The sequence below is a fragment of the Clostridium sp. genome (assembly GCF_018372875.1).
Classification (GTDB): Bacteria; Bacillota; Clostridia; order Clostridiales; family Clostridiaceae; genus Clostridium.
This window is the reverse complement of record NZ_JAHAIF010000002.1, coordinates 156,619-169,593: the sequence shown is the minus strand read 5'-3', so window position 1 is coordinate 169,593 and position 12,975 is coordinate 156,619. Positions and strand designations below refer to the sequence as shown.

Genomic DNA, 12,975 nt, shown 5'->3' with positions numbered 1-12,975 from the left:
ATGTGTGAAGAGGAGTTCCTAAAGGGGGTAAAACTATTGTAATCGATTTTATAATTGTTTATTATTAGTGTACAAGATATCTTGAACATAATTTTTAGGGAGTTGAGACAATGAAAGAAAAGATTCAGCGTTTTGGTGGTGCTATGTTTGCCCCTGTTCTGTTATTTGCTTTTGCAGGTATATCAGTAGGATTTTCAATTTTATTTATGAATCCTGATATTATGGGTAGCTTAGCTTCAACAGAAGGGTTATGGTATAAGTTTTGGTACATAGTGCAAGAAGGAGCTTGGACAGTATTTAACCAATTACCACTTCTATTTGTTATTGGTTTACCAATAGGACTAGCTAAGAAACAAAATGCTAGGGCTTGTATGGAAGCACTAGTAACATATTTAACATTTAACTATATGTTATCAGCAGTATTAAATCTTTGGGGACCAAGCTTAGGTGTTGATATGGCAGCTGAGGTTGGTGGTACAAGTGGTTTAGCCATGATAGCAGGAATTAAAACTCTTGATACAGGAATGATTGGCGCAATTATAATTTCCGCAATAGTTGTTTATTTACATAATAAGTATTTTGATAAAGAATTACCTGAATTCTTAGGAATCTTTGGGGGCGCTGCTTTTGTAGTAATGATTGGTTTTATAGTAATGATTCCAATAGCAGGAATCTTCGCTCTAGTATGGCCTAAGGTTCAATCTATAATGATGAATATGCAAGTATTTTTTGTTGAGTCTGGCGTATTTGGGGTTTGGATATTTACTTTCCTTGAAAGAATTCTTATTCCAACAGGATTACATCACTTTGTTTACTCTCCATTTGCTTATGATAATGCAATTGTTGAAGGGGGATATACAGCATATTGGGCAACACATCTACCAGAGTTTGCAACATCAAGTCAGAGCTTAAAAGAAATGTATCCAATGGGATTTGCTTTATATGGAATGTCAAAAATATTTGCTCCTTTAGGAATAGCTGGAGCTTTCTATACAACAGCAAAGAAGGAAAAGAAGAAAATAGTAGCTGGCTTACTGATTCCTATAACTTTAACAGCAATATTTGCAGGAATAACTGAGCCACTTGAGTTTACATTCTTATTCGTAGCACCAGTATTATTTGTTGTTCACTCAGTGTTAGCAGCAACAATGTCTACACTTTGCTATGTATTTGGAGTTACAGGCACTTTTGACTCAGGGTTAATTGAAGCTGCAGCTTTAAACTGGATTCCATTATTTAAGTATCATGCTTCAACTTATATCATTCAAATAATTATAGGATTCTCTTTTACAGTTATTTACTTTTTAGTGTTTAGATTCTTAATCTTAAAGTTTAATTTAAAGACTCCAGGTAGAGAAGATGATGATACAGAAACTAAATTATATTCAAAAGAAGATTATGAAAATAAGGTAAAAGGAAAATTAAGTGATGTTAAGGATGAATCAGCTATTAAGGCAGAATTATTCTTAGAAGACTTAGGAGGCAAAGACAATATAGCTGATGTAACTAATTGTGCAACTAGATTGAGAGTATCAGTTATAGATGAAAGTAAGTTAGCTTCGTTAGATATGTTTAAATCACATGGAGCTCATGGACTTGTACAAAACGGAAAAGCAATACAAGTAATAGTAGGATTAAAAGTACCAAAAGTTAGAGATGAATTCGAGAAATTGTTAGGGTAGGAGGCAGAAAAATGAATAAATTTTCAATAGTAATTGCAGGAGGGGGAAGTACATATACCCCAGGAATAGTATTAATGTTATTAGAAAACATGCATCGTTTTCCTATAAGAAAGATTAAGTTTTATGATAATGATAAAGAAAGACAAGAAATAATTGCTAAGGCATGTGAAGTTATAATTGCAGAAAAAGCACCTGAAGTAGAGTTTGAATATACTATTGATCCAGAGGTGGCTTTTACTGACATAGATTTTGTAATGGCTCATATTAGAGTTGGGAAGTATGCTTTAAGAGAAATGGATGAAAAAATCCCTTTAAAGTATGATGTAGTAGGGCAAGAAACTTGTGGGCCAGGTGGAATTGCATATGGAATGAGATCTATAGGACCAATTATTGAGTTAATTGATTATATGGAAAAGTATTCTCCAAATGCATGGTTATTAAACTACTCTAATCCAGCAGCTATTGTTGCAGAGGCATGTAGAAGATTAAGACCTAATTCTAGAATTTTAAATATTTGTGATATGCCAATCTCGATTGAGGCTAATATGGCTAAAATTGCAGGACTTAATTCAAGTAAGGAAATGGATGTTCACTACTATGGATTAAATCACTTTGGATGGTGGTCAAAGGTTACAGATAAAGAAGGTAATGATTTAATGCCAAAGATAAGAGAGTATGTAGCTGAAAATGGATTTTATATACAAGGGGAAGGCGTACAACATGTAGATGATAGTTGGGTAGCAACTTATAAAATGGCTAAGGATCTTTTAGCAGTAGATCCAACACATATTCCTAACACATATTTAAAGTATTACTTACTTGGTGATGAGGTAGTAGCTCATTCTGATAAGAATCATACAAGAGCAAATGAGGTTATGGAAGGAAGAGAAAAGACTGTATTTACTAATTGCAAGGAAATTGTAAAGGTAGGAACTTGTGAAGGCTTTGATTTACATGTAGATGAGCATGCAACTTATATAGTAGATTTAGCTTGTGCTATAGCCTATAATACTCATGAAAGAATGCTTCTAATTGTTGAAAATAATGGAGCTATTCCAAATTATCCAAAGGATGCCATGGTAGAAATTCCATGCTTAGTAGGAAAGAATGGTCCAGAACCATTATGTATGGGTGAACTTCCAATCTTCCAAAAAGCTCTAATGGAGCAACAACTTGGAGTAGAAAAGTTAACAGTTGAAGCTTGGATAGAAGGAAGCTATCAAAAATTATGGCAAGCTATTACACTATCTAAAACAGTACCAAGCTCAAAGGTAGCAAAAAAGATTTTAGATGATTTAATAGAAGTTAATAAAGAGTTTTGGCCAGAACTTAAATAAGGAGTGAAGAATATGCTAGTTTTCCAAAATATTTTAAGAAGATTACCAATGTTTAATCCATTAACAATAGCAAAATATATATTCATATTAATACCTTTTGTAGTAATAATGTTTATATCATTTTTCATAGGAAGAATAGATTTAAAAGCCTTATTACAGGATCCTATGACAATAGTATGGTTTATTATACTTATGACATTTCCTTTCTGTTATTTACTAACTAGTAAAATAGAAAAGGGTAGAGAAAGTAAAAATCTTATTTCTGGATTAGCAATAATATCATTTGTATATGGAAATATTATCTGCGCAGCATTATTAGGGATGCATGGATTTAAAAGCTATGGGAAAGGAATGTTTTCTTTAGAAAAAGTAAATATGAAAAAGTATAAAGTTGAATATGGATTACTAGCATTCTTATTCTTAGTTGGTTTATTAACTACAATAGTAAGAGTTAGATTAAATGGGTGATAGAAATGTTTAATATATTTAAGAAGAAAAAAGATTTAAAAGCTATTTGTAATGGAAAGTGCATACCATTAGAAAGTGTAAATGATGATGTGTTTTCATCTAAAATGATGGGGGATGGAATTGCAATTATCCCTACTTCAACTACTGTTGTATCACCTGCTAAAGGTAAGGTTACTATGATAATGGAGGCAAGTAAACATGCCTTAAGTATACTTTCTGAAGATGGATTGGAACTTTTAATTCATATAGGATTAGATTCAGTTAAGCTAAATGGAGAAGGCTTTAAGCTTTTAATTAAGGTTGATGAAGAAGTTAATGTAAATACCCCTCTAATAGAATTTGATGCTAAATTGCTTAAAGAAAATAATATTGATTCTACAATTATGCTTATAATTACAAATGATGTTGAAATCAAAAAGGCATGTATTGATGAAGATGTAATAGCCGGTGAATCAGTTATAGTACAATATTAGATATTAGTTATGATAGAAAAAACTTCAGGGCATTAAGTCCTGAAGTTTTTTCTTTATCTTATAAATTCGAACTATAGACTAGTTGAAAAAGTTATAATTAGTTCCTTGAAGGGTTGTTTTTCTTCATCCAACCTTTAAAAAAGAACAAATGTTTGCATAGGAATGAATTAAATGGAAATAATACTAATAGAGTTATTTGCAAATTAACATATTGATAAAGTCTAGTACTAGCAACTATAATGTAAGAAAGTAGGTTTACCATGACCATAAAAACTAAGGAATCAGTAAAACTAGACCAAATACTTAAACTTTTGTTTTCAACATCTGATAGAGTTTTATTAAGTATGTTGAACTCTATTTTTGATGAAAATTTACTATTAGATAAGGTTAAAATAAGGAAGTCTAATAATGAATTTATAAGCTATAGCCTTGAAGATATTCATGGAGATATTTTTTTTGAAATTGAAGATTTAGGAGTAGAAAAAAGTATTAACTTTCATATTGAGTTTCAAACAAAAAATGATAATTCAATGGTAATTAGAATGTTTGAATATGGCTTTAAAAAGTCCCTTGAAAGTATTGAAAGTGATGATTTTGGGGTAGTGATGACATTTCCCAAACAGCGAGTTATTTTTATTGAGGAGAATAGTTGTATAAAAGATAGTCTGGAGGCTATAATTATTTTACCTGATGGAAATGAATTTAAATATACAGTTCCTATAATGAAATATTGGGAGTATAATGATGAAATGCTAATTAAAAATAAAATGTATCCTTTGATACCATTACAAATATTTTTGTTAAGAAAGGAAATTGCTAAAGCAAAGAGAGGTAATGATGTTAATAAGATAAAGTACTTTTCAAAGGAAATATTGGATTTATCATGGAAAATTGGAAGTGAATCAACGGAACTGTTAAATAAGGATGTTATAGAATTTGAAGATTACGAAAAAATGTTAATTGCAATAAAGAGCTTGGTAGAATATTTTAAAGATAATTATATAGATGATGAAACCTTAATAGAGGAGGCAACTAGAATGATAAAAACCTTATATGATCCTGAAGTTGCAAGAAAAGCAATGGAAAAAGGAATAGAAAAGGGAATTGAAAAGGGAATGGCAAGAGGAATAGAAAAGGGAATTGAGAAGGGAATTGAACAAGGAATTGAAAAAGGTAAAATTCAGTATGCAAAGAAAATGTTAGAATTAGGTGTAGACATAGAGATTGTTGCAAAAGCAATGGATTTACCTGTAGATAAGGCAAAAAAATTACTTATGTAATTATTTCAATAGTTAATTGGTAAACAAGCAAAGTTAGCTAATATAGATTATAAAGCAACTTAGAAATATAAACTACTTCTAAAATTAGAGGTAGTTTTTTTATTTAGAGTAAAAAACTTACCACTTACTTTTGAAAAATTACCACTTGTTTTACTTTTGTTTACAAAAAGGTACCATAAGTTATAATTTATATTGTGGAGTGTGAGGAGATGAAAATAAGGATTGAAGTTGATGAAAATATTCAAGATGATGAAGTTATCATAAGATGTGCTAATTTAAATGAAGATATACAAAATCTTCAAGGTGCAATTAAAGATGCTTTATCTAAAAAGAATAGAATAATATTCTATAAAGATAGCACACAGTTTTATATATCTTTAGATGAAATATTGTTTTTTGAAACAGAAGAAACAAGTATTAGTGCACACACATTAAATAATGTTTATGAGGTTAAATATAAGCTTTATGAGCTAGAAGAAATATTGCCTAATAATTTTATGAGGGTTTCCAAATCAACAATACTAAATGTAAATTATATTTATTCCATAACTAGAAATCTTACATCCTCAAGTCTTGTTGAATTTAAGAACACACATAAAAAGGTTTATGTTTCAAGATATTATTATAAACCATTAAAAATTAAGTTGTTAGAAATGAGGAGATAAAATGAAAAAGGAAAGAGTTTTTTGGGGGCTATTTCTTGTAATAGCTGCAATAGCATTAATTGTTAGTAAGCTTGGATACTTTTCAGGTGTTAATTTGTTTAGTTTAGTTGGTACAGTATTTTTAGTTGCAATTATTATTAAAAGTATATTTAAGATGAATTTTGCAGGTATTTTATTTCCATTAGCATTTATAGGAATACTTTTTGATGATCAGCTTGGAATTACTGCAATAACTCCATGGACAGTATTAATTGCTGCAACATTAGGAAGCATAGGGTTATCAATTATATTTCCTAAGAAAAAGAAGTGGTATGGTAGAAAACATGATTATGACTGCAATGTTATTGATGTAGAAGATGATAGCCATATCAAATTAGAAACTTTATTTTCTGGTAGTGTTAAATATGTAAATTCAGATTCATTAGAACAAGTAGATATAAAATGTACTTTTGGTGGTAGTACAGTATATTTTGATAATGCAAAGCTAAATGGTGGAAAAGCTATTGTAAGGTTAGATGTTAACTTTGCTGGGGTAGAATTATATGTTCCTAAATCATGGACTGTTGTTAGCAATGCTAATATATCTTTGGGGGGAATAGATGAAAAGAATAAAGGAATAGGCAAAGGAGAAAATGTCTTAACCTTAGTAGGAAATGTTAGTTTCTCTGGTGTAGAAATAATTTATATTTAAAGGTAATTGAGCTACTTCTAAGAAATTAGGGGTAGTTTTTTCTATGTAAAGCTCAAATTTTAAAAGGGATTTTCTATAACACTGTAGAATTATATATTTACACAGATAATATTTTGAAGGGAGAGATATTTATGGAAATGAAGAGAGTTTTAATACCTGTTGATGGAACTGAAAGGAGTATGCATTCTCTAGATTTTATTAAAGGTATATTTCCTAAGGATTCAGTTCACATTACCCTAATGAATGTTAAAGAGTTAGTTTTTATTAATGGTATGGCAGTAGCTGAAGAGCTGAAGGATGCTCAGGAAATTGGCCAACAGATACTTAATAAAGCAGCTGAAAGAATGCAGGGATATTCCATATCAACATACTTTACCTTTGGATATGCAGGAGATGAAATATTAAAGAAAGCAAAAGAAGATAAAACCAATGTAATAATAATGACTAAGTCAACTAAAAGTGCATTAATAAGAATGATAGGATCAACAACAACACATGTGGTAAAAGGAGCTAAATGTGTTGTTATGATAGTACCAGAATAAAAAATATAAAATCAAGATAATAAATATTCTAGGCCGATATCATTAATATGAAGAAATAAATATGAAAAATAGTTAATATCACTTCATATATATTAATGAGGGGGGTAATATATATGAAATGGTATGAGGCAAATACTATAGATGAATTAAAATCTATAGGAAAGTTAACAGATGTAAAAAGAGAAATTAATAAGGATATAAAGAAGGTAACAGGATTAAAAGATTTAAAAGGGTTTATAAAAATGGGCAGTAACAGCTGGAAGGGCCAATATAATAAAATTCAAAACTTAAAGAAAATGTTCAATGAATTTTATGGGGCAGAGGAGGGCAGCCAAGAAAGATTCTTTAAAAATGAAGGGTGTAAATATATATTTTATCTACTAGAACTTCAAGGTTCCTCTAGAATGGAGAAGCTTAAAATATATAAAGCTCATTATATAAACAAGGATTTAGCAAAGGAATGGTATAAGGAAATAGCAAAAAAAATTCATCCTGATGTATGCAAAGTGGATGGAGCTGAAGAGGCAATGGCAGAATTAACAAGCATTTATAATAAGATGGTAAATAATGAATAATAATAGTTTGATAGTGTTTAATTCTGATATAAAAGATATAAACTATAAGATTCCTCAAAGAGCAAAGGAATTAGATAAAACAACTGTTAAAAAGATTATTAATGCAATAAATCGTGGTAAACCAGATAGTAGAGGGCTTATTTGGATAAATTGTTCAACCCTTCATACCGTATTAAGGGTAAAGACAAAAGTGGATGCAAGGTATTTATTAGAAACTATTGATAAAAAATATAAGACAACCTATGAAGGTGAAGAATATGTATTATGGTCAAGCATTATATCTATAGTTGAAAAAAGAAGGGAAGAAAATCCTAAAAACAGATATTTATCATTAGTAATGGATATATTAAATGAAATAAATGAGTGTGATGAGATACAGTTATTAAGGTTAAAGACCAAAAATTTAATGGAACAGAGGGTTAAAAAGCTTAAAAATAAAAGAATAAGGAGCTATAAGTTAAAAGATGATGAGTTAACTAATGCTCCTTTAGATAAGAAAAAGGCTGAGTTTTCCCATATTAGAAGTGTTGCAATGTTTCCAGAGCTTGCAGAAATGATGTGGAATGGATTAATTGTAAATAAAGATACTCATTTCATAATTACTCAAGAGGGAGTAAATGATGAGGAAGAATTGTATAAGTTATGCTATGAAAAAGGATGGAATACAGACTGGTATGAAACATATAAAGAAAAATTAAATAAATAATGTCAGAAAGTCCTAAATGTAAATAAAATATGAATATATTATTTTTCCAAGAAACTAAAATTAAGTTTGATTTTAGTTTCTTTTTGTTTTTGAATTTAAAAAATATAATTTCATATAATAATGGTTATAAAAAGTATAAAAAATAAGAGGAGGTGATTAATTAGTGTATACTAATTAATCAATATATAGTATACAGACAAGAATTATTTGTAAAATAATATCTATATGTGCTATTTGAATTATTGAAAAATTATAAATTTATTAAAAGAAGTGTTCATTTATCGGAAAAACTGTATTAATATTATTAATTAGTTAAATAATAATTATAAAGTGTTAAAATAATAGAGATAATCTTGTAAAAGTATGCTGAATTTAGTATATTATGAATAGGACTGTTACAATTCGGTAACAAGTTTTTGTGATATTTAATAAGTCTACTAAGAAAACTCAGTAGGCTTAAAGAAAACTAAAAATTACTAGAGGTGAAACATGATACAGATTGAAAATCTAAAAAAAGTTTATAACAACGGTTATGAAGCTTTAAAAAGCATTAATCTCGAAATTAACGACGGTGAACTTATTTGTTTATTAGGACCAAGTGGTTGTGGTAAAACTACAATTCTTAATTTATTAGCTGGATTATTAGATCCAACAGATGGAGATATCAAGTTTGACAATGAATCAGTTATTGATAAGCATCCTAAGGATAGAAATATAGGCTTAGTATTCCAAAACTATGCATTATATCCACATATGACTGTTTTAGAAAATGTTATGTTCCCTCTTACAGTTGGAAATAAAAAGATGCCTAAAAAAGAGGCTGAAGAAATCGCAAGAAAATATATGAAGATAACAAGTATAGAAGAGCTTGCTAACAAAAAGCCAGGGGAAATGTCTGGTGGACAACAACAAAGAGTTGCTATTACAAGAGCGCTAGTTCAAAATCCTAAGATTCTTTTACTAGATGAACCATTAAGTAATCTAGATGCAAGATTAAGATTAAAGATTAGAGAAGAAATCAGAAGACTTGTAAAGGAAATTGGTATAACAACTGTATTTGTTACACATGACCAAGAAGAAGCTTTATCAATAAGTGACAGAATAGTGTTAATGAATGAAGGTATAGTACAACAATTTGATGTACCTCAAAATCTTTACTTAGAACCATCAAATCTTTTTGTTGCAAAGTTCATGGGTAACCCAATTATAAACATCTTTGAAATGGAGAAGGAAGGTAATGCTCTTAAATCAAAAGATTTTACAATTGATTTAAGTTTACTAAAGAAAGATAGATTCAAGGGTGAATTAAATGAAAGTAAGTACTTTGTAGGAATTAGACCAGAGTACTTTGAATTAAGTGAAAATCCATTATTCAAGGCTAAGGTTGAATCAGTAGAATTAATAGGGAAAGATTGTATAGTAAATTTCAATGCTAATGATATTCATGCTAAGTCAATTACTGATATTACTCGTAATGTATCTCAAGGTGATGAGTTAGGATTTGAAATTGACTACAATAGTATATACATATTCCAAGAGAATGGAGTTAGAGTGTATTAAAATGAGAAAGTTAAAGTATAGAGCCGAGAATTCACCACAGGCATGGTTTTTCTTACTGCCTGCATTAATAGTAATAGGAGTATTTAGCGTATTCCCATTAATCAGAACATTTATAATGTCCTTACAAAAAGGTACATTAAATAACTTAGAGTTTAATGGATTTAAGAATTTTGAAGTAGTATTAACAGATCCAAAATTCCATACAGCAATAGGTAATACATCCCTTTATGCCTTTGTTGTTGTACCAGTTGGATTAATTATTTCAATGTTTATTGCAGTTACAATATATGAAAAGATTAAGCATAAAGATATATTTGAAACAATTTTCTTTATACCTTATTTAACAAGTGTTATAGCGGTAGGGGTTGTATTTAGATATTTATTAAATGGAGAGTATGGATTCGTTAACTATATATTAGGATTATTTAATGTAGGACCATTTAATTTCTTAGATGATCCATCAATGAGTATGATTACATTAATTATATTTGGTATATGGTCAGGACTTGCATTTAATATAATAATACTTCTTTCAGGTTTAAGAAATATTGATGATAGTTATTACAAGGTTGCAGACATGTTTGGAGCAACTAAGATGCAACAATTTTTCAGAATAACTTTACCTCAAATGATACCAATTATTACATTCTTATTAATGGTTAACTTCATTAATGCATTTAAGGTATATGCACAGGTATACTCTGTATTCAATGGAAAAGCAGGTATAGCAGATAGTGCAACTACAGCAGTATTCTATATCTTTAATAAGTTCTATGTAGAAAATAGATATGGTCAAGGTATGGCAGCAGCAGTTATCTTATTTATACTAATTCTATTGTTTACATTAATTCAAAATCGTATATTAAAAAGAATATCTAAGTAGGTGAAGAGATGAAAAAGTTTAATTCAGTTTTGTCAAAAACATTCATTCTTATAATGGCATTAATCACGTTGTTCCCTTTTGTATATATGATTCTAGCAAGTTTCATGACATACCAAGAGGCAACAAGTATACCACCAACATTGATTCCTGAAAAGTTCAACTGGGGTAACTTCTCAGAAGCAATGAAACAAGCGCCTTTTGTTAGATATTTCTTTAATACAATTTTAGTTGCAGGAGTATCAACAATAGGTACAGTTTTAACTTCTATATTAGCATCTTTTGCTTTAGTTAAGTTAGAATTTAGATTTAAAAATGTTTTAGTTCTATGTATGGCAGCTTTATTAATGGTTCCATACGAAGTTACAGTATTTACAAATTATCAAACAATTGCACAATTTGGATTATTAAATACATATACAGCTTTAATAGTTCCATCACTTGCAAGCGTATTTTATATATTCTATTTAAAAGAGTATTTAACTAGCATTCCAATATCTTATTATAAGGCAGCAAAGGTAGATGGATGTGGAGACTTAGAATTTATAAGAAGAATTTTAGTTCCATTAGGTAAGCCAGCTATATTTACAATGTCAATTTTAAGTTTTATAAGTGGTTGGAATTCATTCTTATGGCCAATATTAGTTACAAATAGTAAGGAAATGAGATTATTAAGTAATGGGTTAAGTGCCTTTACTACTGAAAGTGGTACAAATGTTCAATTACAAATGGCTGCTTCAACTATAGCTATAGTTCCAATATTAATTTTATATTTAATATTTAGAAAGCAGATTATCAGAGGAGTTGTTAAGAGTGGCGTTAAAGGATAAGAAAACGAAGATTACCTTCCACAATGGTATTTTAACTATAGGTGGAACAATTATAGAAATTGCATATGAAGATAGTCATATCTTCTTTGACTTTGGTAGTGAATATAACCCAAAGGCACCAGTGCAACCAACAGACTTACAAGGATTATTAGATGAAGGGTTAGTTCCTTATTTAAATAATATGTATGATCCAAGAATTCCTTTAAAGGGATATGAATCAAAGGAAGATAGTTTTAAGAATACAGCAGTATTCCTATCACATGTTCACTTAGATCATTCAAAGATAGTTAACTATTTAAATCCTTCAATTCCTTTATATACATTAGAAGGAACAAAGTCTTTATTAAACACTTTAAATATTAATGATGATTTCTTATTCCCTCTTCATGTTAAAGAAGGAAAGAACACAAGAGACATAATTGGTGTTAAAGAAAATGAAGTAATAAGAGTAGGAGACATTGAAGTAAAGGTAATGCCTGTTGACCATGATGCTTATGGAGCCTCAGGTTTACTTATAAAAACTCCTGATTTAGTTATATCTTATACTGGTGATATTAGATTACATGGATATAGAGAAAATGATACATTAAACTTCTGTAAGGAAAGTGAAGGCTGTGATGTTCTTTTAATTGAAGGTGTTTCAGTATCATTCCAAGAGTTTGATGAAGATGTAAGTGATAGAGAAATATCTAATGAACCAGAATTATTAGATAAGATTAATGAAATTGTTAAGAACAATCCAGACAAACAAATAACTTTCAATTATTATATTTCTAATATTGAAAGAATTAAAAACATAATAGAAACTAATCCAAGAAAGGTTGTTTTAGATGCTTATTATTCTTATGTAGTTAAAGAAGCAACTGGATATCAATCATACTACTATCAATTAGATGATAAAGATTATGGATTAGATGAAGCTTATAAAATTGATTTTGATACCCTTTTAAATGACCAAGGTGCTTTCTTCTGGCAATTAGATACTCTTGCCTTAGAACATATAGATAAACTTAAGGAAGGTGGAATTTATATTCACTCTAATGCTGTTCCATTAGGTGATTTTGATCCAGCTTATGAGAAGTTCATAAACAATATTGAATCACACAAAATTGAATTTGTAAGAACTTCTTGTAGTGGTCATGCTCATCCAAATGACTTAATTAAGATAATTAACTTAATTAAGCCTAAGCTTTTAGTGCCTATACATTCATATCGTCCAGAGAAACTTTATAATGAAAACGGCGATAGACTATTACCAGAGAAAAAACAAACAATATAAGTATGCG

Annotated in this window: 14 protein-coding genes; all 14 read left to right on the top strand. The window is 29.3% G+C overall.

Annotation, left to right across the window (positions count from 1 at the left end; all coding sequences use genetic code 11):
* The first annotated feature begins 110 nt into the window (after window positions 1–110).
* The 14 genes from KIB46_RS01460 to KIB46_RS01395 all read left to right on the top strand — a co-directional run bounded on the left by KIB46_RS01460 (window position 111) and on the right by KIB46_RS01395 (window position 12,968).
* Window positions 111–1,682: an alpha-glucoside-specific PTS transporter subunit IIBC gene (locus KIB46_RS01460; protein WP_291670240.1), complete on the top strand. Its 1,572-nt coding sequence runs from the start codon at window positions 111–113 to the stop codon at window positions 1,680–1,682.
* Between the two features lie 11 nt (window positions 1,683–1,693).
* Window positions 1,694–3,019 carry a 6-phospho-alpha-glucosidase gene (locus KIB46_RS01455; RefSeq protein ID WP_291670238.1) on the top strand — a complete coding sequence of 442 codons (1,326 nt, stop codon included), beginning with the start codon at window positions 1,694–1,696 and terminating at the stop codon, window positions 3,017–3,019.
* Window positions 3,020–3,031: 12 nt separating this feature from the next.
* Entirely contained in the window at window positions 3,032–3,487 is a 456-nt protein-coding gene (locus KIB46_RS01450) for a hypothetical protein (protein ID WP_291670236.1), read from the top strand.
* A gap of 5 nt (window positions 3,488–3,492) precedes the next feature.
* Window positions 3,493–3,960: a PTS glucose transporter subunit IIA gene (locus KIB46_RS01445; RefSeq protein WP_291670234.1), complete on the top strand. Its 468-nt coding sequence runs from the start codon at window positions 3,493–3,495 to the stop codon at window positions 3,958–3,960.
* A 260-nt stretch (window positions 3,961–4,220) separates the two neighbouring features.
* Window positions 4,221–5,240 (top strand): hypothetical protein, encoded by a 1,020-nt coding sequence (locus tag KIB46_RS01440; RefSeq protein WP_291670232.1) that lies wholly within the window; start codon window positions 4,221–4,223, stop codon window positions 5,238–5,240.
* 209 nt (window positions 5,241–5,449) lie between these two features.
* A complete protein-coding gene (locus KIB46_RS01435) occupies window positions 5,450–5,905 on the top strand; it encodes a LytTR family DNA-binding domain-containing protein (RefSeq protein WP_291670230.1) in 456 nt (151 codons plus the stop codon).
* Window position 5,906: 1 nt separating this feature from the next.
* Window positions 5,907–6,596, top strand: a complete 690-nt coding sequence (locus KIB46_RS01430; protein ID WP_291670228.1) for a hypothetical protein — start codon at window positions 5,907–5,909, stop codon at window positions 6,594–6,596.
* Between the two features lie 131 nt (window positions 6,597–6,727).
* Window positions 6,728–7,138 (top strand): universal stress protein, encoded by a 411-nt coding sequence (locus tag KIB46_RS01425; protein ID WP_156563183.1) that lies wholly within the window; start codon window positions 6,728–6,730, stop codon window positions 7,136–7,138.
* Window positions 7,139–7,251: 113 nt separating this feature from the next.
* Complete coding sequence (locus KIB46_RS01420; protein ID WP_291670225.1) at window positions 7,252–7,713, top strand: hypothetical protein; 462 nt, start codon at window positions 7,252–7,254, stop codon at window positions 7,711–7,713.
* Window positions 7,706–8,419, top strand: a complete 714-nt coding sequence (locus tag KIB46_RS01415) for a hypothetical protein (RefSeq protein WP_291670223.1) — start codon at window positions 7,706–7,708, stop codon at window positions 8,417–8,419. Before KIB46_RS01420 ends, KIB46_RS01415 begins: the two co-directional genes overlap by 8 nt.
* 489 nt (window positions 8,420–8,908) lie before the next feature.
* Window positions 8,909–9,979, top strand: a complete 1,071-nt coding sequence (locus KIB46_RS01410) for an ABC transporter ATP-binding protein (RefSeq protein ID WP_156563177.1) — start codon at window positions 8,909–8,911, stop codon at window positions 9,977–9,979.
* Between the two features lies 1 nt (window position 9,980).
* Window positions 9,981–10,862: a sugar ABC transporter permease gene (locus KIB46_RS01405; RefSeq protein WP_156563176.1), complete on the top strand. Its 882-nt coding sequence runs from the start codon at window positions 9,981–9,983 to the stop codon at window positions 10,860–10,862.
* Window positions 10,863–10,870: 8 nt separating this feature from the next.
* Window positions 10,871–11,689 (top strand): carbohydrate ABC transporter permease, encoded by an 819-nt coding sequence (locus tag KIB46_RS01400; protein WP_291670220.1) that lies wholly within the window; start codon window positions 10,871–10,873, stop codon window positions 11,687–11,689.
* The gene (locus KIB46_RS01395) at window positions 11,673–12,968 is read left to right on the top strand and encodes an MBL fold metallo-hydrolase (RefSeq protein ID WP_291670219.1); all 1,296 of its coding nucleotides are present in this window, start codon (window positions 11,673–11,675) and stop codon (window positions 12,966–12,968) included. Before KIB46_RS01400 ends, KIB46_RS01395 begins: the two co-directional genes overlap by 17 nt.
* The last annotated feature ends 7 nt before the right edge of the window (window positions 12,969–12,975 follow it).